The organism is Glutamicibacter halophytocola, from assembly GCF_001302565.1.
Lineage (GTDB): Bacteria > Actinomycetota > Actinomycetes > Actinomycetales > Micrococcaceae > Glutamicibacter > Glutamicibacter halophytocola.
On the sequence record NZ_CP012750.1, the window covers coordinates 3,590,263 to 3,612,090 of the forward strand.

Consider the following 21,828-nt stretch of genomic DNA (forward strand, 5'->3'; position numbering starts at 1 on the left):
AATTTTCCTCGCTCAGAATTCGCGGCAAGACAGTCCAAGACCAAGGGAATTCGGCAGTTTTCGCAGCGCTTCAGGTTGCCAGCATGTGGGACGCGCGAAAAATTCGCCGGTTCATTCCGCTTAGTATCCACTTGGTATATCAGTTTATATTGAAGCCTAGAACACCACTAGGGGCGGGTCAAGGTTTTTCTGCCAGCCCGTCGCACCAGGTAATTTTCGGCGCGCTCCATGCAACGAGGAGACCCGGTCCCCGGGCCTAGCTGCTCGCGCTAGTCAATCCAGGTCTTGCCCATGTCGACCAGCAGCGTCTGGAACGCATTTTCTGCCGGGGCGCGGACTCGATCCCGGCGCTGGGCCAGAACGACGCTTCTGGCAGCGGCGCCCGGGCCCAGTGAAAGGATCTTGACCCCCGGGTGCGGATTCATGACCGCCGACTGCGGAGCCAGCGCGATGCCCAAGCCCACCGACACCATGGCCTGGGCCTCCTGGTAGTCGTTGGCCTGGAAGGAAATCTTCGGCGAGAATCCAGCGGCGTTGCAGGAGCGCTCCAAGAGCTCTGCCACAGGATGCATATTGGCCCTGACGATCCACTGCTCGCTCGCGGTGGCAGCCATATCCACCTCTTCGAACTGCGCGAGCGGATGATCGGCGCCGACCACCAGCACCGTTGGCTCGGTGAAGAGCGTGGTGAGCTCGAAGTCGGCCCGGTCCAACGGCATCCATTCATATTCCCAGAGCAGGCCGAGCGAAATCTCTCCGCGCGAGAGCAGTCCCATCAGCTCCTGCAAGCGGGTACTGCGCACATCCAGCTTGATCGAGGGATAGAGCTTTCGGAATTTGCTGATCACCAGCGGCAGGAAGGAGCTGCCGAGGGTTGGAAACGTGCCCAGGCTCAGGCTGCCGCTTTTCAGGCCCGCCAGCTGGTCCAGATCGGCAATGGCCGCGTCCATCTGCCGCAAGATCGAGCGGGCATGGCCGGCGAGCACATGCCCGGCATCGGTGGGCACCATGCCCCGGGCGCGACGCTGCAGCAGCGGCTGGCCCACTTCTTCTTCCAGCTTGCGCAGCTGCTGCGAAACACCCGATGGGGTGTAGAAAAGCTCGTCGGCCGCGGCGGTCACCGATCCGCCCTCGACCACAGCGAGCAAGATTTGCAATCTTTTGATATCAAGCACGGCGACATCCTTCAGTGGAACTTAACTACACTTCAGAAAGCTTACACTTCATGGATTCTCTTGAATACGTTGAGCGGCCCGGGGGATCTTTTCGCTTATCCGCGTCGCCTGGACCAAGAATCCTGCCCGTAATTTCAATGATTTAAGCATTACTTCAATATAATGCATTTCTTGTAACTACTAATAAAGTAACTCTTCACGGATCATCGATAGCAGGTTACGTGTCGACGATCACATCTATCGGCGGCTCGCGGTTCTCGATAGATTGGTTCAGCCCAATGAAACACACAGTTAAGGCGACTTGGATGCGCGGGGGTACCAGCAAATGCTGGGTCTTCGAGCGAAGCGAACTCGACGTCCCGGGATTCACCACCGATGAAGTCCTGCTACGGCTTTTCGGTTCCCCCGACCCACGCCAAATTGATGGAGTCGGCGGCGGCAGCTCAACGACCAGCAAGGCAGTGATCCTGTCTCCCAGCGACGAACCCGGCATTGATGTCGAGTACACCTTTGCCCAGGTCGGCATCGACCAGGCGGTCGTCGACTGGGGAAGCAACTGCGGAAACTGCTCCGCGGTCATCGCGCCCTACGCGCTCAAGCGCGGCTGGGTGGACCCCGATCACGGCATTCTCACCGTGCGCATCCGCAATACCAACACCGGACAGATCCTGATCGAGCGCATGGATCTGGACAGCTCCCGAGCCCCGGTGCTGATCCCCGGTGTTCCGTTCCCGGGCCAGGTGGTGGACATCGGATTCCTCGATCCCGCCGGCGCCACCACCGGCGCGCTGTTCCCCGACGGCCAGCAGCTGACAACACTGGGCGTTCACGACGAAGACGCGGATGCCCGAAGCGAAATTTCCGCCACGCTGATCGACGCCGGCGCCCCGCTGGTCATCATCGATGCAGATGCCGCGGGACTTGGCGCGATCGGCTTTGGCGACTGGATCACCGAGTCGATCACCGAAATGCCGCGGCTGGAGCGCATCCGCCGTGCCGGCGCCGTGGCCATGGGCCTGGCGGCAACCGAAGCCGAAGCGCAGCGCGCCATCCCCAAGCTGGCCATTGTCGCCGCCGCCGATCCAGGCGGAGATGCGGATATCAAGGTCATGATGCTCTCTATGGGAGCACCGCATCCGGCGCTGGCCATCACCGGCAGCATCGGGCTGAGCATTGCCGCGCACCACCCCGGAACGCTGATCGCCCAAAAGCTGGCCAGCGCCCCGGACGGCGAGCTGCGCCTGCAGACCCCGGCGGGGCTGCTCACCACCTGGCAGCGCCAGATCGACGGGCAGCTGGCCGTGGGCACCACCCGCACCGCCCGCGAACTGGCCGACGCGACCCTCGGCTTTGATCCAATCGGCGATCGCTCCGGCGCTCCCACCGTTACCGTGGCCCAGGTCGCGGGGCTGGATGAGCAGCAGCTGGAGCCGGACCCGGAACCGCATCGCCGGCGCACCGTTTTCGCCTCCGTGGCGGCTTTCGCGGTGTTCGGGCTCGGCGCCACCCTCGTGGGCGGCGGGCTGTTGAATCCTCCGGCCACCACGGCCGACGGCGATTACGCCGGGGAAACACTTCAGATGGTGATCCCGCTCGCCGAAGGAGGCGGCACCGACACCTGGGCCCGCTTTGTCGGCCAGGAGCTGGTCCAGGATATCCCCGGGCAGCCGGGATTCGCACCGGTCAACGAGGCCGGGGGCGAAGGCATCACCGGAAGCAACCGCTTCGCCTCCTCGGCGGCCGATGACGGCACCGAGCTGCTGGTGAGCACCGCAACCACCGTGGTCCCCTGGGTGCTGGACCGCCATGTGGTGAAGTACTCCTTCGAGGATCTTGAACCGGTGCTGGTCAACGGCACCGGCGGGGTGATCTATGCCCGCACCGCCGCCGGGGTCAAGAGCCCCAAGGACCTGATCGGCCGCAAGAAGCCGCTGGTCTTCGGCGGCATCACGGCCACCGGCCTGGATCTGACCACGCTGGTCGCCTTCGACCTGCTGGAAGCCGACATCTCGGCAACCTTCGGCTTCGAGGGACGCGGGCCGGTGAACCTGGCCCTGCAGCGCGGCGAGGTGGACATCGACTACTCGACCACCTCCTCCTACCATTCGGCGGTCGAGCCCATCGCCAAGGAAGGCTCGGCCACGGTGCTGATGTCCTTCGGCCAGCTCGATGAGCACGGCAAGGTCGTGCGGGATCCGAACTTCAAGGACACCCCCACCGTGGTGGAAGTCTACGAGCAGCTGTACGGCAAGGCGCCGAGCGGGCCGAAATTCGAGGCCTACAAGACGCTGCTGGGGTTGACCTACACCTACCAGAAGGGCTTGTGGGCGCCGAAGGATGCCCCGGAAGAAGCCGTGGACCTGCTGCGCAACTCCGCCCATGAGCTCTCGGGCGACACGGACTTCAACAACAAGGCGGAGAAGGTGCTCGGCGGATATCCCATCGTGGCCGACGAGAACCTGTCCCAGCGCGTCAAGGACGCCTACACCGTGACCGATGAGACCAAGGGCTATGTCACCGCATTGCTCAAGGACTCCTACGGCATCGAACTAGACTAGGGAGGCAGAACAATGCTTGATTCCGCACTGGCCGCATTGGCCTCGCTGACCGATCCGGGCATGCTGCTCATGCTGCTGATCGGAGTGATCTCGGGCCTTGTCATGGGCCTGATCCCGGGACTGGGCGGCACCGCAGCCGTCGCGATCCTGCTGCCCGTCACCTTCGGCATGGAGCCGGCCTCCGCGCTGGCCCTGTTGATCGGCGCACTGGCCGTGGTCCACACTTCGGACACCGTCTCGGCGGTGCTGCTCGGCGCGCCGGGCTCGGCCTCCGCGTCGGTCACCATGCTCGACGGCTACGCGATGGCCCGCAAGGGCCAGGCCAAACGGGCCCTGTCCCTGGCGTTCCTCTCCTCGATGGCCGGCGGCATCATCGGCGCCATCGGCCTGACCCTGGCCATCCCGCTGGCCCGCCCGCTGGTGCTCTCCTTCGCCAGCCCGGAGCTGTTCATGCTCACGGTGCTCGGCGTCGCACTGGCCGCGGTGCTCTCGCGCGGCAATGTGATCAAGGGGCTGACCGCTGGATTGGCCGGCCTGCTGGTGGGCATGATCGGCACCGCGCCGACCACCGCCGAGGAGCGCTTCACCTTCGGTTCGCTCTTCCTCGGTGACGGGTTGTCCCTGGTGGCCGTGGCCCTGGGCATTTTCGGCCTGGCCGAAATCGCCTCGCGCGCCAGCCAGCGCCGCGGCGACAAGCAGTCGGTGGAAGTCACCGGCGGCTGGGGCTCGGGCATCCGCGAATGGCTTGGCCACTGGTCGCAGGTCTTGCGCGGCGGGCTAATCGGCATCTGGGCCGGCGTGCTGCCCGGTGTGGGCGCCACCGCAGGCACCTGGCTGGCCTACGGCCAGGCCGTGGCCACCGCCAAGGACAAGCGCAAGTTCGGCAAGGGCGACCCGCGCGGGATCGTCGGCCCGGAAAGCGCCAACAACTCGGTGGAAGCCGGCGACCTGATCCCCACCTTCCTGTTCGGCATTCCAGGTGGCGTGCCTTCGGCCATGCTGCTGGGCATGCTGCTGACCTACGGCATCCAGCCCGGCCCGAGCATCATCAATGAGCACCTTGACCTGCTGTACATGATCATCTGGGCCTTCGCCATCGCTTCGGTGCTCGGTGCGCTGTTCTGCTTCCTGACCGTGCGCCCGCTCTCCTCGCTGACCAAGGTTCCCTTCTCCATCCTGGCTGCCGGCCTCGTGGTGATCATGCTGCTCGGTTCCTTCCAGGATGGCGGACAGCTCGGCGACCTGTGGGTCATGCTGCTGCTGGGCGTGTGCGGCTGGGTCTTGAAGTCCACCGGTTTCCCGCGGGCGCCCTTCTTGATCGGCTTCGTGCTGGCCATCCCGATGGAACGCTACTACTTCCTGACCGACAGCCTCTACGAAGGCTTCGAGTGGATGCTGCGCCCGGGAACCATGGTGTTCATCGCCATCCTGGTGCTGCCGATCCTGTGGAATGTGTTCAAGTGGGTGCGTGCCCGCCGCAAGCTGGGCGCGGATGACGACCCGAAGTCCGACAGCGCCCCGGATGCCGAGGCACCGCTGAAGAACTCGGTCTGGTCGCTGGGCGCGGCCGCCGTTCTGCTGGTGGTCTTCGCCGGTTCCCTGGTGCTCTCCTCCAGCTACTCCCCCGATGCCAAGCTGGTTCCGCAGCTGGTCGGCTGGGTCGGGGTCATCATGTCCCTGGCCTTGCTGGCCATCGAGATCCGCACCCGGAAGCTGGCCGTGGCTGCTTCAAACCGGATATCCGTTGATGCCACCGCATACCTGGCCGGCGAGGCGGTGATCCCCGCACAGGCCGCCGTAACCCACGGCGGATCGGGTTCCCCTGGCCAGCAAGCAACGGCCACCGGCCGGTCCATGGCTCCAGCGGCTCCTTCCGGTGGACCGATCAAGGGGTTGACGGGTGCCGCAGGCACGAGCGGCGGCACCGGGTGGGGCCCGAAGTGGACCAGCGAGGCTGCCTTCGCGCTGCGGACCTTCGCTTGGATGGGCGGCTTCCTCGTCCTGACCGCCCTGCTGGGCTACCTCGCGGCGATCTCGATCTTCCTTCCGGCCTTCTTGCTGATCGTGGCTCGCGCCAAGCTCAAGACCACCATCATCTACACCGCAGTGTTCTTCGCATTGATGCTGGCCCTCCCGTCCCTGCTACCCATCGATCTTCCCCAGGGCCTGCTGGCCTCGTGGCTCTGATCCGACTACCACCTAGGAGAATTCCATGGCAATCCTCGCTTGTTTCAGCGATACCCCCGCGGGCAAGGCGGCCATCCGGCGGGCGCTGGCCGAAGCCCACAAGGCCCAGGACTCGTTGTTGATCGCGAATCTCGACCGGGAACCGATTTCCGAGAAGAGTCTTGGCATCGATATGAATGCCCTGCTGGATTTCGGGGTTCCACTGCAGATCCTGCCGCAGGCGGGCACCGTGCATGATCCGGCCGACTTCGTGCTCCAGGCCGAGCAGGATCACCAGGTTTCCCTGATCGTGCTGGGGCTGCGCAAGCGCTCCCGGGTGGGAAAGCTATTGATGGGAAGCATCGCCCAGCGCATCCTGATCGAGGCTGACTGCCCGGTGCTGGCGGTGAAGGCCCAGAACTGAGGCCGGCCCGCCAAGCATAAAAATCCAGGTCCCATTCAAGGTTCCGCGCCTTTCCGGTTTCGCCCGGGAAGGCGCGGAACCTTTGCCGTGGCCCGCTGGTTCCTGGTGATCGAAGAGACAGGACTTCATCAACAAACTTGTACAAGTTAATTGTATTCTGTAGCTATGCAATTTTCCCCGGAGCACCCAGACCTGCCGCAGCTCCTCTTTGACGCGCTCTCTCCCCTGCTTGGAATCGTGCACTCGGCGCGCACCCTCTCTCCGGGAAAAATCGGCATCCTCCGGGCCCTCGCGGCAGAAGAACATGTCAGCGCAACGCAGCTGAGCCAATCCATTGGGGTCAGCCAGCAGGCCATCTCGCTGTCCACCAAGGAACTGGAATCGCTCGGGTTCATCGAGCGGCGCAAGGATGAATCCGATCGCCGCAAGCTGTGGTTCCACCTGACCGAGGCCGGCCATCGGAAATTGGAATCCGAAGTCAAAATGGGCCGCCGGGCTCTGAAGAATGCCATCGGAAATGAGCTAAGCGAAGCGGAGCTGAAGCTCATCCACGATGCCCTTCCGGCCCTGGCAAAAATCAGGAAGGCCGCTCGCTGATGAACACCGCAACCACGCGCAACGCGCTGCTTCCCGCACTGGTCTTTGCCGCGTTGGCCACCGCCATCGTTTCCTCCTTGGGCATGCTGCTGGTCCCCTCGATTGCTGCCCAATTCAATGTCGACGTGGCTACCGCCCAGTGGATGCTCACGGTGAATTTGCTCGCCGGTGCGGTCGCTACGCCAATCCTGGGACGGCTGAGCGACGGTCCGCACAAAAAGCGGCTGCTGCTGCTTTCCCTGGGCATCATGTTCATCGGATCGGTGCTGGCCGCCGCGGCGCAGAACTTTGAATTATTCTTGATCGGCCGGGCCCTGCAGGGCCTGTCCTACGGCATCGTTCCCATAACGATCTCCATCGCTCGCCGCTATGTAGAACAGGGCAAGATCCAGCCAGCCATATCTACGCTCTCGGTCACGGTCGCCTCGGGAATCGGCATTGGCTACCCGCTGACCGGAATCATTGCCGGGCTTTTCGACTACAGTTTTGCCTTCTGGTTTGGCGCAGCCTTTGTGCTGGCAACCATCATCGTGGTCTGGAAAGTCGTCCCGGCCGGTCCCGATTCGCAAGCCGAATCCCGCCCCTTTGATTACCTGGGCACCCTGCTGCTGACCCTCGGGCTGGGCTCCTTGCTGCTCGCCATCTCGGAAGGCCCCAAGTGGGGCTGGGGCTCGATGCCGATCCTGGCATTGCTCATCTTTGCCTCCATCATCTTGGCGGTGTGGGTCCTGGTCGAAAACAAGTTGGAACATCCGCTGATCAACCTCCGCACGCTCAAGCAGGGCGAAGTGCTCCTGGCCAATATCTCAGCCATTGCGCTCGGGGCAGCCCTGTACATCGGCATGTCCGTTTCATCCCTCGTTGCCCAGGCCGATGAATCCACCGGATACGGGCTGGCATTGCCCGTTTTCTGGGCCGGTTTTGTGATTTTCCCGCTCTCGGTAGGAAGCTTCGCGGCTAACAGGATCGTGCGCACCTTGGCCAAGAAGGTCGGCATTCAAATCATGTTGCCCATTGGCGCCATCATCATGTCCTTGGCTGGAACGCTGTTGTGGCTGCTGCATTCCGAGTTATGGGAGATCCTGATCAGCATGCTGGTCTTCGGCCTTGGCATGGGTGCCAGCTATGCAGCCATGCCGGCACTGATTGCGCGCAGCGTGGCCGTGAAGGAATTGGGCAGCTCGGTGAGCTTCAACCAGGTGCTGCGCACCGTCGGCTCCTCATTTGGCACCGCAATTTCCTCGGCCATCCTTGCCACCCATGCGGGTCTTAATGGCGAAGCCACCCCGAGCGGCATCAACATGACCTTCATGCTCGGAGCGGTACTGTGCATCGCGCTGGGGGCAGCGCTGCTGGTCAATTCCGCCATCCGCACATCGCGCACCACCTATTCGGCTCCGCTGCGCGTCGATTAGTGGAAACTGGCCCGAGCATGCGAAAGGGAGGGAAGAACCGGTGGATCTTCCCTCCCTTTCGCGTGGTCCCAGCCCGGCTTAGAGTTCTACGATCTCGAACTCCATCAAATCCGCGCCCTGCGCTACAGGCTTCTTGCCCTCGCTGCCGGCGTGGGCGGCGCCCGAACGCTGGTCTCGCCAGTTCTCGAAGTCCTCGCGTGTGGCCCACTGCGTATATACGAAATAGCGGTCCTCGCCGCTGACCGGGCGAAGCAGCTTGAACCCTTCAAAACCTGGCGAGGAGTCTACCGACTGCTTGCGTGCAGCGAAGCGCTTTTCCAGCTCTTCTCCGGCCTGCGCAGGAACCGACAGTGCATTGATGACGACAATCGACATGGACAACCTTTCGTGATTGCGCTTCACCGTGGTGGAAGCTTCTACGCCCAGCCTACGCCCGAATTTTCTGCTCCCGCACTTCATGGCGAAGTGCAACAAATGCCGTGCTCCGCTGACTGCTAGCCGGCGTACTCTTCGGGCCAGCAGATCTCGAATCTTTCCAGGATCAGTTCGCCGCCAGGTGCTTGGGTATCTTCCGGGGACCACTCGCGGCCAATGGATTTTTGCGTGCGGCGCCAGAATTTCTCGTGCTCACGCCTCCAGTAGGCCAGGCTCAAATCCCCTTCGCCCTCAGCAGCAGCGAACTGCTCATCAACTTCGAAGAAGCTGGCACGCTCCACGCTGATAATCCGCAAGATTGCCCGGGGCTCCCCCGCCCCGTTGCAGATGATGCAGTGGTCTTCCGGCTGCGGAACGCGCTCGCCATAATAGGCATAGTCGCTGGCCAGCGATGACGTGGCCCTCTTGGTTCCATGCAGAATCTCGTTCAACAGCTCATCGGCCAGCGCCGGGTGATCGCCGAAGGACTCGGCGACATGATGCGGGGCCTGGTCCTCGCTGATATCTCGGCTAACCAGGTAATCAGCCCACATGGTTGCAGCCGCTTGGCCATTAACCGGTGGAAGTTCTTGAACGGTATTTTCGGTCATGCCTTGATCCTAGGGCGTTGACGCCGGGAACACGTATCCGGCAAATGCAGGTCGCTAAAACCGTGGTGAAGGAAAAATTCCGTCAACTGCCCGGGTCGAACTTGCCCATAGCCGGCTCGGACTTGCGAATCCCGCCAAGCATCGAGTGCACTTCACGGGTTGGGGCACCGTGATCCGGATCAGGTTCAGCGGCCGTGGTGCTGGGTTGAGCGGCCGCTTCAACAACTGCCTTCTCGACCTTGGCCCCTCTAGTTTTGTGCAGGTGCAGATAGGTTTTGATGCCAAAACTGATCAGGACAGCCAGGAGAATGACTACACAGATCAAGGAAGTGGACAAGACTTCGCCCAAGGACAGATCACTGATTTCTTTGGTGACCAGCGAGGGGGCAGAGTTCGCGTCCATACCTGTTCCTGTCATCGAAAGTAACTGCAGCGCTATCCCCATAGGCTTCCACCCTAAGCCGTGATTGGCGGGCGATTCATGGTTCTCAGCTAATTGATATGGGTTCGTTACGCAAAGCCCATGTGCCAAGTGCTGGATATGGCAAAGCTCCTCCCGATTCACGGCGTTATTCGTGAATCGGAAAGAGCATTGAACAGCAGAAGGCTAGTTCGCCTTGCGGATCGGCGGACCGCGCAGGGTCTGGAATTCAGTGGCATATCCGCCATCGACGGCCATCAATTGCGTGCCGGGCGGCACGAGATCAATAAGTGCTGTCGCAGTTGCTGCCTCTGCTTGAAAGTACTAGGCATCAGGCAGCTTGATGCGAGATGACATGGTTATGGCGCGGGGCACACCCGAAATATGGTGAACCGGTGCCCCGCGCCAAAACAGTTGTGCGTGTCCAGGTAGTGACGACTAACCTTTAGGCACTCACGGTGACATTTGCGCCGAGCGGCACCAACGCGGTTGGTGCATCCTCGGCGGTCAATGCCAGATCTTCAAACTCGTTCACAGCATCCAAGGCTGCACCCATGGCGATGTTGGTGACCTTCTCCAGGATGACCTCGACAACCACTGGCACCTGGAACTCTTCGGCCAGGCGCTGTGCCTCGGCGAACCCGTCGGCCAGCTTGGCAGGATCCTCGACGCGCACCGCCTTGCAGCCCAGGCCTTCGGCGACCTTGACGTGGTCCACGCCGTAGCCGTTGGTTTCCGGGGAGTTGATGTTATCGAAGCCCAGCTGCACGTGGTAATCCATCTCGAAGCCGCGCTGCGACTGGCGGATCAGGCCCAGGTAGGAGTTGTTCACCACGACGTGCACATACGGCAGCTTGAACTGCGCGCCCACGGCCAGCTCTTCGATCATGAACTGGAAGTCGTAGTCTCCGGAGAGGGCGACAACCTTCTTCCCTGGCTTGCCGCGAACCACGCCCAGCGCAGCCGGACCGGTCCAGCCCAGCGGTCCGGCCTGTCCCGCGTTGATCCAGCGGCGAGGGCCGAAGACGTGTAGCATCTGCGCGCCGGCGATCTGCGACAGGCCGATGGTGGACACATAGGTGGTGTCGCGGTCGAAGGCCGCGTTCATTTCCTGGTACACGCGCTGCGGCTTGATCGGGATGTTATCGAAGTTGGTCTTGCGGTGCTCGGTGCCCTTGCGTGCGGCGGCCGAGTCGGCCCACGCGCTGTAGTCAGGCAGGGCGCCTGCGGCCTTGCGCTCGCGCACCACCTCCAGGATGGCGTCGATCGCGGCGGCCGCATCCGAGGTAATCCCCAGATCCGGCGAGAAGACGCGGCCGATCTGGGTCGGCTCGATGTCCACGTGGATGAACTTGCGTCCCGCGCGGTACACGTCCAGGGCGCCGGTGTGGCGGTTGGCCCAGCGGTTGCCCAAGCCCAGCACCACGTCGGATTCCAGGAAGGTGGCGTTGCCGTACTTGGTGTGGGTCTGGATGCCGACCATGCCGGCCTGCAGGCGGTGGTCATCCGGGATGGCGCCCCAGCCCATCAGGGTCGGGGAAACCGGGATGTTCAGCTCTTCAGCCAGCTCAACGAGCTTGTCCGAGGCATTGGCGTTGATCACGCCGCCACCGGCGATGATCAGCGGCTTCTTGCCTGTCAGCAGCAGGTCGACGATCTTCTCCGCCTGGCCGCGGGTGGCCTTCGGCTTGTCCACCGGCAATGGCTCGTAGGCGTCGATGTCGAAGTCGATCTCTGCCATCTGCACGTTGATCGGCAAATCCAGCAGCACCGGGCCGGGACGCGAGGAGCGCATGATCTGGAAGGCCTTGGCGAAGGTGCCCGGCACCAGCCCTGGCTCCAGGATGGTCGAGGCGTACTTGGTGACCGGCTTGGCGATGGACTCGATGTCCACGGCCTGGAAGTCCTCCTTGTGCAGCACGCTGGTCGGCGCCTGCCCGGTGATGCACAGCATCGGGATGGAATCGGCGATCGCGGCATACAGGCCGGTGATCATGTCGGTGCCGGCCGGGCCCGACGTGCCCAGGCACAGGCCGATCTTTCCGGTGGCCCGCGAGTAGCCGTCGGCCGCATGCGATGCACCTTCGACGTGGCGGTGCAGGGTGTGGCGGATTCCGCCGTGGTCCTTCATGGCCGAGTACAGCGGATTGATGGCTGCTCCTGGCAGGCCGAAGGCCTCGGTGGCACCCTCTTTTTCCAGGATCTGTACGATGGCATCTACTGCGCGCATCTTTGGCATGGCAAACACGTCCTTTAGGAAGAACAATCAAGCTGTTCGTGGATAGCTGGGAAGAAAAGATAGAAACCTACGGCAGGCAGCGCGGCCCATGAGTCACCACAACGCCTGCTCCTTGAGCACCAGATCTCGGTAACGGACCGGAACGAAGTCCTCGCGCCCCACCGGCGGTGCCTGCTGCAGCGAACCGTGTACTGAAGCCGCAACGGGTATCCGCGCTTATGGTGGAACGTGCCGTGATCTGAGGTGCAGGCGCTACCAGCGCCGCCCGCCGTAGGAAGATGTGTGGGCCCTAGGCAGGAACCGGGGCTTCGACCTTGCCGGAAAGGCGCTGCACGCCGCGGAAGAGGCCCGAGTGGTCAAGCGCTCCGTCGCCGGAGGCCACGGTGGAGGTGACCAGCTGGGCTACGAGTGCGCCCAGCGGCAGGACCACTCCGGCTTCGCGGGCGGCCGAGGTCACGATGCCCATGTCCTTGTTGTGCAAGGCCAGGCGGAAGCCCGGGGCGAATTCGCGGTCCAGGATCTTCTGGGCCTTCTGGTCAAGGACCTTGGAGCCGGCCAGGCCGCCGCCGAGGACCTTGATGGCTGCATCGGTATCAACGCCATAGGCTTCGAGGAAGATGACGGCTTCGCTCAGCGCCTGGATGTTGGCGGCAACGATCAGCTGGTTGGCGGCCTTTACGGTCTGGCCCGAGCCCGAGGGGCCCACCAGCACGATGGTCTTGCCCACGGCGTTGAGCACGCCCTGGGCGGCCTCGAAGTCTGCCGGCTCGCCGCCGACCATGATGGACAGCACGCCGTCGATGGCTCCAGCTTCGCCGCCGGAAACCGGGGCATCGAGCGGGCGCAGCCCGGCGGCGCGGGCCGCCTCGGCTAGATGCACCGAAACATCCGGGCGGATCGAGGAGTTGTCGACCCACAGGGCGCCGGCCTTGGCGTTGGCGAAGACGCCTTCCTCGCCGGTGACCACGGCTTCGACATCCGGGGAGTCCGGAACCATGGTGATCACCACGTCGGCGTCCTTGACGGCTTCGGCGACCGAGCTGGCGCCCTGCCCGCCGGCGGCGACCAGGTCGTCGATGGCCTTCTGGCTGCGGTTGAAACCGGTGACGGTGAAGCCGGCGTTGACCAGGTTCTTCGCCATCGGCAGGCCCATGATGCCAAGGCCGATGAATGCAACGTTCTGCGACATGTCTTTCTCCAAAATCTTAGGTATGCGGGTGCTTTAGGCGTTGGCGGAGGCGGTCTTGAGCCACTCGAAGGCGGTGGCCTGATCCTGCTTGTATTCCAGGGCGACCTTGCCGGTGTAGCCCAGCTCGCGCGAGCGGTTGATCCAGTCGAATAGCGGCAGGTCCCCGGTGCCCGGGGCTCCGCGGCCCGGTGCGTCGGCGATCTGGATGTGGCCGAAGTCCTTGGCGTGGGCCTCGATCACGGCGGCGACATCGTCGCCGTTGACGGCCATGTGGTAGAAATCGGCAAGCAGGGCGATATTGCTCTTGCCTTCTGCCTTGACGGCGTCGACGATCTCCAGCGCATCGGCGGCGGTCTTCAGCGGGTAGGCCTCGGTGCCGGAGACCGGCTCGATCAGCACGGTGCCGCCGATCTTGGCGACGCCTTCGGTGGCCACGAGCAGGTTCTTCAGGCCCAGCTCATCCTGTTCCTCGGGGGTGTAGTCCGCAAGGCGGTTGCCGTACAGGGCGTTGAAGGAGGTGCAACCGGTGGCTTCGCCGATGGCGGCCACGACGGCGACATTGTCCTTGAACTCGCCGCAGCGTCCCTTCCAGGACACCAGGCCGCGGTCGCCGGCGGGCATATTGCCTGCGAAGAAGTTCAGTCCGTCGAGCTGGACGCCTGCGTTCTTGATCGAGGCGATAAATTTGTCGACTTCCTGATCCGCTGGCACCGCTTCGGCAAATGGCCACCAGAATTCGACACTGTCGAACCCTGCCTGGCGTGCCGCTTCAGCGCGCTCCAGCAGAGGCAATTCAGTAAGAAGAATCGAGCAATTCAGAGTGTAGGACACCGGATTTCCCTCCAAGACCACGTTCTAAGTTTCCGCTTTATGGAAATTAGGTTTTGCTTTATGAAAACACTAAGGCTCCGAGCAGAGGGCTGTCAACCCTTGGGCGACATCCGGGCCAAGGCCTGCTGCCAACCCGCCTTCTGGGCGACCCTCCGGCATTGGGGGCAAGTAATCATTGCTTAATATGCGAAACGCAATTGTCGAAAATGCCACCGAATCCCAGTGGCCTGCCGCGTGGCATGGCCAACGAGTTTCTACCACATTTCCACTTCATGAAATCCGAATTCTCTATTGCGGTAGCCACCTCTTCGGCTTACAGTTGTATGTCAGGTGATGTGGCACACATCTCGGAGTGAATTTTTCTAGCTCAGGAGCAGCCATGAGTACACGACTCACAGGGGGTCCCGCGGGGCACCCCGACTGGCAACAGCCGTTTGCGGCCCAGCCGGTCGTTGGCACCCCGTCGGAGTTCTATCAGAACTTCGGCCAACCGATCTATCCGTAGCGCGCGGCGCGCTTCTTCCACAGCGGCCCCACGCGGCCCATCCACTACGAATAGACCAGCATGCATTGCGCATGCACGCTGCAAGCGCACGGATATCCCCCAAGCAGTCATGCTTGGCGGCTTCATCTGGCCTGCAGCAAGCTTCTGAGAAGAGGACCTCACCATGAGGCAAGATATTTCGGAGCCCAGCTCCGCAGAACCACATACGGCGCAGAGAACCAGCCAGGGAATCGATCATTCCAACCCCCACGAGCTCAGCCCCAGCCTGTACAACCAGGATCTGGCGCCAACCACCCGCAAGGGACGCTCGTGGAATGCCTACAGCATCTTCACCCTGTGGGCCAACGACGTGCACTCGCTGGGAAATTACGCTTTCGCTATCGGGCTTTTCGCCCTGGGCATGAGCGCCGGGCAAATCCTGGGCGCACTGGCCATCGGCGCGCTCCTGCTCTTTGCCCTGCTGACCCTTTCGGGCTTCATGGGCGAAAAGACAGGCGTCCCGTTCCCGGTAATGAGCCGCATCGCCTTCGGAATCACCGGAGCCCAAATCCCGGCCCTGGTCCGTGGCGCGGTAGCCATCGCCTGGTTCGGCATCCAGACCTATCTGGCATCCCAGGTCCTTTCGGTCATGGTGATCGCCGTGGCTCCCGCGGCAGCAGGCCTGGAGGATTCCAGCTTCCTGGGCCTGAACACCCTGGGATGGATCTGCTTCGTGGCCCTTTGGGCCATCCAGCTGGTCATCGTCAGCTACGGCATGGAGATGATCCGCAAATACGAAGCCTTCGCCGGCCCGGTGATCCTGGTGACCTTCTTGGCCCTGGCCATCTGGATGCTCATCGAATCGGGCTTCAACGTCTCATGGAGCACCGGTGAAACCAAGACCGGTGGCGCAATGTGGGCGGCAATGTTCGGCGCCGCCGCCCTTTGGGTCTCCATCTATGGCACCTTCGTCCTGAACTTCTGCGACTTCACCCGCGGGGCACAGACCAAGAAATCCATCGTCAAGGGCAACTTCTTCGGCATCCCATTGAACATGCTCTTCTTCGGAGCCATCGTCGTGGTCCTCACCGGAACGCAGTTCTCCATCAACGGCAAGGTCATCACCTCGCCGTCGGATGTTGTCGGAGCGATTCCCAACACCTTGCTGCTGCTTCTCGCCTCCGCCGCACTCTTGGTCCTGACCATCGCGGTGAACCTGATGGCGAACTTCGTAGCTCCCACCTACGCGCTGACCAACCTCTTCCCGAAGAAACTGAACTTCCGCAGCGCCGCGATGATTTCAGGCGTTATCGGACTGTTGATTTTGCCGTGGAATCTCTACAACTCCCCGGAAATCATCAACTACTTCCTCGGCGGCCTAGGCGCCTTGCTCGGCCCGCTCTTCGGCATCATCATGGCCGACTACTGGCTGATCCGCAAAGCGCGGATCAACGTCATGGACCTGTACCGCGCCCACCCCGAAGGCACCTACTACTTCACCCGTGGCGTGAACTATCGCGCTGTTGGCGCTTTGGTGATCAGCTCAGCCATCGCACTGGTGCTGGCCTTCGTTCCGGCGCTGCACGTTGTCGGATCCTTCGCCTGGTTCCTCGGTTCCGGCGCCGGCGCGCTCGCCTACCTTGCCCTGGCCAAGCGCCAGCATGACCTGACCGACATCGACGGCGAGCCAATCGCCGTGGCTCCAACCCACTAGGACCCCATGCGAATTCTCATCCTGAACGTCAACACCACCGCGTCAATGACCCAGGCCATCGGCGATTCGGCCCGGCAGGCCGCATCCCCAGGCACCGAAATCATCGAGCTCACCCCGGACTTCGGCGCAGACTCCTGCGAAGGCAACTTCGAGAGCTACCTCGCCGCCATCGCCGTCATGGACAAGGTGGTCCGCTACACGGAGCCATACGACGCCGTCATCCAGGCCGGCTACGGCGAGCACGGACGCGAAGGGCTCCAGGAGCTGCTGGAGGTTCCGGTCGTGGACATCACCGAAGCCGCCGCTTCCACCGCACAGTTCCTGGGCCACAAGTACTCAGTGGTCACCACGCTGGACCGCACCGTGCCGCTGATCGAAGACCGGCTGAAGCTGGCCGGGCTGACCGATCGGCTGGCTTCAGTCCGGGCCAGCGGCCTGGGCGTCCTAGAGCTGGAATCAGATCCCCAGCGCGCCGTGGCAGCCATCGTCGAACAGTCGCGAATCGCCGTGGAGCAGGACAAGGCCGAGGTCATCTGCCTGGGCTGCGGCGGCATGGCCGAACTGGAAGAACAGGTCCGGGAAGCCACCGGAGTGCCCATTGTCGACGGCGTCCGCGCCGCGGTGACCATCGCCGAATCACTGGTGCGCATGGGGCTGACTACCTCCAAGGTGCGCACCTACGCTCCGCCGCGTCCCAAGACCGTGACCGGCTGGCCACTGACCCAGGCGGCCAACGCGCTATAGCACTACCCCGCCAACAATGAAGGTCCGCTTCATCCACGCAGAATCAGGATGAAGCGGACCTTCCTTTGTCTCGATATCCAGGCTCGGGCAATAGCCGGCGATGCAAACGGAGCGCAGGTTGTTAGAGCGGGCAGCCGCTGTTTCGGCCCTGTCGAAGCTGCCAGCGCCATGGCCGTTCTGCACATGTTGGGCACCGGCTGGCCCGACGCAGTGAGGCCAGCGGCCCCTGGAGAGTGCGCAGGGCCCGGCCAACCGTCGGCAGCGCACGATGAAGTGCTCGAAAGCGCATCGGTGTCGCCCCAGAGGGCATGTTCCATGCCATCTTTTCGCACGTGCGCCCCTCGGGCAGGATGCAAGGGCCGGATACACCTGCGGGCACCGCGCCCTCCGGATTCCTCCAGAGCGCACGGTGCCCGCAGACACCCGCTTCACATGCTTCTAAATCATTTGCGGAATCGCACCCCGGTTTAGCCGGCGGTGTTCTCCGGGTGGTGCTTTTCATGCCAGTGGCGGGCGATGTCCACGCGGCGGGTAACCCAAATGTCCTCGTGCGACTTCACGTATTCGAGGAAGCGACGCAGTGCCGCGGCACGGCCCGGACGGCCGACCAACCGGCAGTGCAGACCGATTGACATCATCTTCGGCGCACCTTCCTGGCCTTCCCGGTAAAGGGTATCGAAGGTGTCCTTGAGGTAGGAGAAGAACTGGTCTCCGGAGTTGAAGCCCTGGGCGCTGGCGAAGCGCATGTCATTGGCTTCAAGGGTGTACGGGATCATCAGGAAGGGCTTGCCCTCGTCGGTGGCAACCCAGTACGGGAGGTCATCTGCATAGCTGTCGGCCGAGTAGAGGAACCCGCCTTCTTCCTGGACCAGGCGCAGGGTGTTGTCCGAGGGCTTGCCCTGGTACATGCCGTAAGGGCGTTCTCCGGCGACTTCGGTGTGCAGGCGCACAGCCTCGCGGATGTGGGCGCGCTCGACCTCTTCGGGGACATCCTTGTATTCCAGCCAGCGGTAGCCGTGGCTGGCAATTTCCCAGCCGGCCTCGTTCATCGCAGCGACGGCTTCGGGGTTGCGGCCCATGGCGGTGGTGACGCCGTAGACGGTGACCGGCAGGTCCATCTCCGTGAACATGCGGTGCAGGCGCCAGAAGCCAGCGCGTGATCCATACTCGTAGATGGACTCGATATTCAGGTTGCGCTGGCCCTGCCACGGTGCAGCGCCAACGATTTCCGAGAGCAGGCATTCCGAGGCCTCGTCGCCATCAAGGATGTTGCTTTCGCCGCCCTCTTCGTAATTCACCACAAACTGCACGGCGAGCTTCGCGCCTCCGGGCCACTGCGGATCCGGAGTATGGCGGCCGTAGCCGATCAAGTCACGCGGGCTGTCCAGGTCAATAAGATCCTTCATGAGGATTAGATTCCTTTCAAACGATGAAACTTTAATTCCGTCAGTCGGAATAGTGCTCTACATCATAGGATATGCCTTCGTCGCTCGGGAGTCTACATTTCGCCCGTCGCAGTGAGCTCTTTCTGCTTCTCTTGCGGCCTGGCTTTCGAGCCGTGAATTGAAGACCGCGATCCACGGCACTGGGGTACAGGGCGATTGCGACACCGCAGCCATCGCCACATTGAAAAAGGGCTTTGACGCTGAGCAGGCAATAGAAGTTCTGAAAAGCCTCCCCGCGATACCATCACAACTAGTACCGCCATCGGCAACTACGCGTGAGACGAGTAGTAGCTATTGAGCCCGAGCCTGCACACTGCAAGATCAAGGAAATACTGTGAACAGCGAAAATCGGATTGTCATCACCACCGACTACCTCAGGCCGGGCGACGATGTGGACCAGCTCCTGAAGAGTCATGGCTACTGCCCTCACTACATGCCGCACAGTGGCCCGCGCAGTGAGGCCGAGCGCTCCGACCTGCTGGCGGGGGCTGTTGGAGCAATCATTGCCAGTGAACCCATCACCGAAAATATGATCGCTACCGCCGGGAATCTAAAGGTCATCGCTCGCAGTGGTGTCGGCTACGATTCGGTTGATCTTCAAGCAGCAACAAAGCACCAAGTGGCCGTATGCTCTACTCCCGGGGTGAACCACCATGCCGTGGCCGAATTGGCTTTGGGACTAATGCTCAGCATGGCTCGACAAATCCATCGAGTGATTCCGGAAGTAGCCGCGGGAAATTGGCCACGGGCCGCCGGAACGGAACTGCGCGGCAAGACTCTTGGAATCATTGGCTATGGCCCCAGCGGCCAAGCACTGGCAGCCCTGGGACTTGCTCTGGGCATGCAGGTTGTTGTGCATACTTCCCATCCGCAGCCGCCGGTGTCCGCAGTCAGCTTCCAGGACCTCCAGGCAACCGCCCAAGCCGCCGACTACTTGTCGCTCCACTCGCGTCCCACCGGTGCAGGACCACTTGTTGATGCACTGCTGCTAAGCCAGATGAAACCCTCAGCCGTTTTGATTAACACGGCGCGCGGTTCCCTGGTAGATGAATCAGCACTGCTTGAGGCGGTGAACAACGGAGTCATCGCAGGAGCGGCCTTGGATGTAATCAACGAGGAACCGCTTCCGGCTAGCCACCCGTTGCGCGGCCAAGAACGTATTCTGGTCTTCTCGCATCTGGCTGGGCAAACTCTCGAGGCCCGGCAACGTGCAGGGATGATGGCCGCTGAATCAGTCATCGCTGTGCTTGAGGGGCGCAAGCCCGTGCATCAGGTCAACCAGCCATCGCCGAAACCAACAACACAATGGAGCCAATTGTGAAAACTACTCATCGTATCGCCGTCATTCCCGGAGATGGCATCGGCAAGGAAGTGGTCCCCGAAGGATTGCGCAGCCTGGAAGCGGCTGCCCGCATTTTCAACCTGGACCTCGAGTTCACCCATTTCGATTTCGCCTCAGCCGATTACTACCTCAAGCACGGGACCATGATGCCCGGCGATTGGGAAGAGCAGCTAACCGGATTTGATGCCATCTACTTCGGCGCCGTCGGATGGCCGGACGTGGTTCCTGACCACATCTCCTTGTGGGACAGCCTGTTGCAGTTCCGCCGACGCTTTGACCAGTACGTGAATTTGCGCCCGGTCAAGTTGTTGCCCGGGGTGCCAAGTCCGCTAGCCAATCGAAAGCCGGGCGACGTTGATTTCTATGTTGTCCGCGAAAACACCGAAGGCGAATATTCGTCCGTGGGCGGCGTGATGTTCGAAGGGACCGACCGCGAAGTGGTGATGCAGGAAACTGTCATGACTCGCGTTGGCGTGGACCGCATTTTGAAGTACGCCTTCGACCTGGCTTCACGCCGCGAAGCCAAGAGCCTTACCTCAGCTACCAAGTCCAACGGCATTTCCATCTCCATGCCATACTGGGACACCCGCGTGGCCACGATGGCCGAAAATTACCCCGGTGTATCGGTGGATAAATTCCATATCGATATCCTGACCGCGAACTTTGTCCTGCATCCGGACTGGTTTGATGTGGTGGTCGCTTCGAACCTCTTTGGCGATATCCTCTCGGATCTCGGTCCTGCGGTGACCGGAACCATTGGCGTTGCCCCCAGCGCCAACATCAATCCCGAAGGCCTCTTCCCGTCCCTCTTCGAGCCAGTCCACGGTTCGGCGCCAGATATTGCTGGCCGGGGTATTGCCAACCCGATTGGCCAGATCTGGTGTGGCGCAATGATGCTCGAGCATCTGGGCTACTCGCAGGCCGCAACCGCCATCCAGGATGCGTTCGAATCGGTACTAGCCGAGGCCGACGCCCAGGTCCTCACCCCCGATTTGGGCGGACATGGAACAACCGGGATCCTTGGTACAGCCATCGCCGAGCGCATTACCAAGTGAATGCGCAGGCGTGTCCCAGTTAGCGCACAGACAGCGCGTTTAGAGTGGTAAGTACCTCATGAAGGTGCGAGTGATGACAAAAGTTTGGTCCCGATGCTTCGGCATCGGGACCAAACTTTTTTACGCTGTTCCTAGCTTGCTTCTACCAGCGACTCGGCTTCGGCATGTGCTGCCTGCTGGCGCGAGCGTTCACCCACCAGCGCCACGCCCATCGCGAGCACCCCGGTGAACAGGACGCCCAGCCCGATGTGCACCTGCAAGAAGGCGGCGCCAGCGGCCGCACCCAGCAAGATCAGCGCCACGGCCAGCAACCGGCGCTCCCAGTACTTGCCGCTGCCTCCGCCTAGTGGCGAATCCGCGGCAAGACCGGTCAGCGTGGAGGTGACCACGACCGTGGTCACGTCCTTGACTGCCAGATGGCGTGCGGTGCCCGCTTGGAGCCCCATGGCCGCTGCGATGAACCCGGTAATGGACAGGGCAGCTCCCTGGGCGGCGTGGTGCACACCTGCGAACAGGCCGATAGCGGTCAACGCCAGGCAGGCGCCGACTACCGCGATCAGAACCGTTGTTCTCCTGCTCCAGCCTGCGGATTCGCTTTTCAGAACTCGTCCGGCGATGGCCGCGCCCGCCACGAAGCCGACGAGCGCAATAGATGGCCCCAGAACGGGCAGGCCATCGGCGCCCATGAGCGCCATTCCGAGAATTACGACGTTGCCGGTCATGTTTCCGGTGAAGACCCTGTCCAGCCCCAGATAGCCGACGGCGTCAATGATTCCTGTCGAAAAGGTCAGAACGAGCATCAGGATCAGATGCATTTTCGCAGGGTCGCGGGGTTTGAGGGCGTTAGGCATGGTTGGTTTTTCTTTCGCTACGGTGGGATCAGTGCCTAGCGTAGGCCACCGCCCGCCAATCCCCCGCGCATGTTGCGAGAGCGCTTCACATCATCGCTTTCGTTACGACTGTCGCTCGCGTCCTGGATACAAAAAATCCCTGAATCCACGCGG

General features: G+C 62.2%; 19 protein-coding genes. 10 read left to right on the plus strand and 9 right to left on the minus strand.

What is annotated here, in order from left to right; genetic code table 11:
* Positions 1-269: 269 nt before the first annotated feature.
* Positions 270-1,175 carry a LysR family transcriptional regulator gene (locus tag AOZ07_RS16555; RefSeq protein WP_060702989.1) on the minus strand — a complete coding sequence of 302 codons (906 nt, stop codon included), beginning with the start codon at positions 1,173-1,175 and terminating at the stop codon, positions 270-272.
* 278 nt (positions 1,176-1,453) lie between these two features.
* Between AOZ07_RS16555 and AOZ07_RS19130 the strand changes: the two genes are divergently transcribed.
* The 5 genes from AOZ07_RS19130 (at position 1,454) to AOZ07_RS16580 (ending at position 8,335) form a co-directional block, all read left to right on the plus strand.
* Positions 1,454-3,733, plus strand: a complete 2,280-nt coding sequence (locus AOZ07_RS19130; RefSeq protein ID WP_257720414.1) for a PrpF domain-containing protein — start codon at positions 1,454-1,456, stop codon at positions 3,731-3,733.
* Positions 3,734-3,745: 12 nt separating this feature from the next.
* Positions 3,746-5,920, plus strand: a complete 2,175-nt coding sequence (locus tag AOZ07_RS16565) for a tripartite tricarboxylate transporter permease (protein ID WP_060702990.1) — start codon at positions 3,746-3,748, stop codon at positions 5,918-5,920.
* A gap of 25 nt (positions 5,921-5,945) precedes the next feature.
* Positions 5,946-6,323 carry a universal stress protein gene (locus AOZ07_RS16570; protein WP_060702991.1) on the plus strand — a complete coding sequence of 126 codons (378 nt, stop codon included), beginning with the start codon at positions 5,946-5,948 and terminating at the stop codon, positions 6,321-6,323.
* Between the two features lie 165 nt (positions 6,324-6,488).
* A complete protein-coding gene (locus AOZ07_RS16575) occupies positions 6,489-6,920 on the plus strand; it encodes a MarR family winged helix-turn-helix transcriptional regulator (RefSeq protein ID WP_060702992.1) in 432 nt (143 codons plus the stop codon).
* Complete coding sequence (locus AOZ07_RS16580) at positions 6,920-8,335, plus strand: MFS transporter (RefSeq protein WP_060702993.1); 1,416 nt, start codon at positions 6,920-6,922, stop codon at positions 8,333-8,335. Before AOZ07_RS16575 ends, AOZ07_RS16580 begins: the two co-directional genes overlap by 1 nt.
* 78 nt (positions 8,336-8,413) lie before the next feature.
* Here the strand turns inward: AOZ07_RS16580 and AOZ07_RS16585 are convergent, their stop codons facing one another.
* The 6 genes from AOZ07_RS16585 to AOZ07_RS16610 all read right to left on the minus strand — a co-directional run bounded on the left by AOZ07_RS16585 (position 8,414) and on the right by AOZ07_RS16610 (position 14,040).
* Positions 8,414-8,710 (minus strand): antibiotic biosynthesis monooxygenase family protein, encoded by a 297-nt coding sequence (locus AOZ07_RS16585; protein WP_060702994.1) that lies wholly within the window; start codon positions 8,708-8,710, stop codon positions 8,414-8,416.
* A 119-nt stretch (positions 8,711-8,829) separates the two neighbouring features.
* Positions 8,830-9,360 (minus strand): ASCH domain-containing protein, encoded by a 531-nt coding sequence (locus AOZ07_RS16590; RefSeq protein ID WP_060702995.1) that lies wholly within the window; start codon positions 9,358-9,360, stop codon positions 8,830-8,832.
* An 82-nt stretch (positions 9,361-9,442) separates the two neighbouring features.
* The gene (locus tag AOZ07_RS16595; protein WP_060702996.1) at positions 9,443-9,763 is read right to left on the minus strand and encodes a hypothetical protein; all 321 of its coding nucleotides are present in this window, start codon (positions 9,761-9,763) and stop codon (positions 9,443-9,445) included.
* A gap of 463 nt (positions 9,764-10,226) precedes the next feature.
* Positions 10,227-12,020, minus strand: coding sequence for a glyoxylate carboligase (gene gcl, locus AOZ07_RS16600; RefSeq protein WP_060702997.1), 1,794 nt, complete (start codon positions 12,018-12,020; stop codon positions 10,227-10,229).
* 289 nt (positions 12,021-12,309) lie between these two features.
* Positions 12,310-13,209, minus strand: coding sequence for a 2-hydroxy-3-oxopropionate reductase (locus tag AOZ07_RS16605; RefSeq protein ID WP_060702998.1), 900 nt, complete (start codon positions 13,207-13,209; stop codon positions 12,310-12,312).
* Between the two features lie 33 nt (positions 13,210-13,242).
* Entirely contained in the window at positions 13,243-14,040 is a 798-nt protein-coding gene (locus tag AOZ07_RS16610; RefSeq protein WP_060703533.1) for a hydroxypyruvate isomerase family protein, read from the minus strand.
* Positions 14,041-14,419: 379 nt separating this feature from the next.
* Here AOZ07_RS16610 and AOZ07_RS19175 point away from each other — a divergent pair, with 379 nt between their 5' ends.
* From AOZ07_RS19175 to AOZ07_RS16620, 3 genes are all read left to right on the plus strand, one after another.
* The gene (locus tag AOZ07_RS19175; RefSeq protein WP_257720415.1) at positions 14,420-14,545 is read left to right on the plus strand and encodes a hypothetical protein; all 126 of its coding nucleotides are present in this window, start codon (positions 14,420-14,422) and stop codon (positions 14,543-14,545) included.
* A 163-nt stretch (positions 14,546-14,708) separates the two neighbouring features.
* On the plus strand, positions 14,709-16,238 hold the full coding sequence (locus AOZ07_RS16615) for an NCS1 family nucleobase:cation symporter-1 (protein ID WP_084793322.1): 1,530 nt from the start codon (positions 14,709-14,711) through the stop codon (positions 16,236-16,238).
* 6 nt (positions 16,239-16,244) lie between these two features.
* Complete coding sequence (locus AOZ07_RS16620) at positions 16,245-16,982, plus strand: aspartate/glutamate racemase family protein (RefSeq protein WP_060702999.1); 738 nt, start codon at positions 16,245-16,247, stop codon at positions 16,980-16,982.
* Positions 16,983-17,449: 467 nt separating this feature from the next.
* On the opposite strand, the gene puuE is transcribed toward AOZ07_RS16620, so the two are convergent.
* Positions 17,450-18,388: an allantoinase PuuE gene (gene puuE, locus AOZ07_RS16625; RefSeq protein ID WP_060703000.1), complete on the minus strand. Its 939-nt coding sequence runs from the start codon at positions 18,386-18,388 to the stop codon at positions 17,450-17,452.
* A gap of 373 nt (positions 18,389-18,761) precedes the next feature.
* Here puuE and AOZ07_RS16630 point away from each other — a divergent pair, with 373 nt between their 5' ends.
* Positions 18,762-19,748: a phosphoglycerate dehydrogenase gene (locus AOZ07_RS16630; protein ID WP_060703001.1), complete on the plus strand. Its 987-nt coding sequence runs from the start codon at positions 18,762-18,764 to the stop codon at positions 19,746-19,748.
* Entirely contained in the window at positions 19,745-20,824 is a 1,080-nt protein-coding gene (locus AOZ07_RS16635) for a tartrate dehydrogenase (RefSeq protein ID WP_146276873.1), read from the plus strand. Before AOZ07_RS16630 ends, AOZ07_RS16635 begins: the two co-directional genes overlap by 4 nt.
* Before the next feature lie 131 nt (positions 20,825-20,955).
* Here the strand turns inward: AOZ07_RS16635 and AOZ07_RS16640 are convergent, their stop codons facing one another.
* On the minus strand, positions 20,956-21,675 hold the full coding sequence (locus AOZ07_RS16640; RefSeq protein ID WP_060703003.1) for a YoaK family protein: 720 nt from the start codon (positions 21,673-21,675) through the stop codon (positions 20,956-20,958).
* Positions 21,676-21,828 lie beyond the last annotated feature (153 nt).

What these genes read in the sequence shown, in the direction of transcription:
- AOZ07_RS19130 (WP_257720414.1), top strand. Translation starts at nt 1,454, where the DNA reads ATGAAACACACAGTTAAGGCGACTTGGATGCGCGGGGGTACCAGCAAA.
- AOZ07_RS16565 (WP_060702990.1), top strand. Translation starts at nt 3,746, where the DNA reads ATGCTTGATTCCGCACTGGCCGCATTGGCCTCGCTGACCGATCCGGGC.
- AOZ07_RS16570 (WP_060702991.1), top strand. Translation starts at nt 5,946, where the DNA reads ATGGCAATCCTCGCTTGTTTCAGCGATACCCCCGCGGGCAAGGCGGCC.
- AOZ07_RS16575 (WP_060702992.1), top strand. Translation starts at nt 6,489, where the DNA reads ATGCAATTTTCCCCGGAGCACCCAGACCTGCCGCAGCTCCTCTTTGAC.
- AOZ07_RS16580 (WP_060702993.1), top strand. Translation starts at nt 6,920, where the DNA reads ATGAACACCGCAACCACGCGCAACGCGCTGCTTCCCGCACTGGTCTTT.
- AOZ07_RS16585 (WP_060702994.1), bottom strand. Translation starts at nt 8,710, where the DNA reads ATGTCGATTGTCGTCATCAATGCACTGTCGGTTCCTGCGCAGGCCGGA.
- AOZ07_RS16590 (WP_060702995.1), bottom strand. Translation starts at nt 9,360, where the DNA reads ATGACCGAAAATACCGTTCAAGAACTTCCACCGGTTAATGGCCAAGCG.
- AOZ07_RS16595 (WP_060702996.1), bottom strand. Translation starts at nt 9,763, where the DNA reads ATGGACGCGAACTCTGCCCCCTCGCTGGTCACCAAAGAAATCAGTGAT.
- gcl (WP_060702997.1), bottom strand. Translation starts at nt 12,020, where the DNA reads ATGCCAAAGATGCGCGCAGTAGATGCCATCGTACAGATCCTGGAAAAA.
- AOZ07_RS16605 (WP_060702998.1), bottom strand. Translation starts at nt 13,209, where the DNA reads ATGTCGCAGAACGTTGCATTCATCGGCCTTGGCATCATGGGCCTGCCG.
- AOZ07_RS19175 (WP_257720415.1), top strand. Translation starts at nt 14,420, where the DNA reads ATGAGTACACGACTCACAGGGGGTCCCGCGGGGCACCCCGACTGGCAA.
- AOZ07_RS16615 (WP_084793322.1), top strand. Translation starts at nt 14,709, where the DNA reads ATGAGGCAAGATATTTCGGAGCCCAGCTCCGCAGAACCACATACGGCG.
- AOZ07_RS16620 (WP_060702999.1), top strand. Translation starts at nt 16,245, where the DNA reads ATGCGAATTCTCATCCTGAACGTCAACACCACCGCGTCAATGACCCAG.
- puuE (WP_060703000.1), bottom strand. Translation starts at nt 18,388, where the DNA reads ATGAAGGATCTTATTGACCTGGACAGCCCGCGTGACTTGATCGGCTAC.
- AOZ07_RS16640 (WP_060703003.1), bottom strand. Translation starts at nt 21,675, where the DNA reads ATGCCTAACGCCCTCAAACCCCGCGACCCTGCGAAAATGCATCTGATC.